This window comes from Taklimakanibacter deserti (assembly GCA_003574785.1).
The window spans coordinates 1-601 of the sequence record QORU01000064.1 but is presented as its reverse complement, the minus strand read 5'-3'; the positions used below and the strand labels follow the sequence as shown (position 1 = coordinate 601).

Annotated in this window: 1 protein-coding gene; it reads left to right on the top strand. The window is 40.4% G+C overall.

Annotation, left to right across the window (positions count from 1 at the left end; genetic code table 11):
- A partial coding sequence (locus tag DS839_RS35955; protein ID WP_162919028.1) for an outer membrane beta-barrel protein occupies positions 1–601 on the top strand: 601 nt, incomplete at both ends.

The window sequence follows — 601 nt, the reverse complement described above, 5'->3', positions numbered from 1 at the left end:
CGGCGGTTACCAAATCTTAAACCAAAATAACTTCGGTTTAGCAGCTGAATTAGGCTATGACTACTACGGTCGCGTACGTGGTAACGTAGATGAATTCCGTACAGTTAAACACTCTGCTCACGGTTTAAACTTAGCGTTAAAACCAAGCTACGAAGTATTACCTGACTTAGACGTTTACGGTAAAGTAGGTATTGCGGTTGTTCGTAATGACTATAAAAAATATGGTGCGGAAAACACTAACGAATCAACAACAAAATTCCACAAATTAAAAGCATCAACTATTTTAGGTGCAGGTGTTGAGTACGCAATTCTTCCTGAATTAGCGGCACGTGTTGAATACCAATACTTAAACAAAGCGGGTAACTTAAATAAAGCATTAGTTCGTTCAGGCACACAAGATGTGGACTTCCAATATGCTCCTGATATCCACTCTGTAACAGCAGGTTTATCATACCGTTTCGGTCAAGGCGCTGTAGCACCAGTTGTTGAGCCAGAAGTTGTAACTAAAAACTTCGCATTCAGCTCAGACGTTTTATTTGATTTCGGTAAATCAAGCTTAAAACCAGCAGCAGCAACAGCTTTAGACGCAGCTAACACTGAC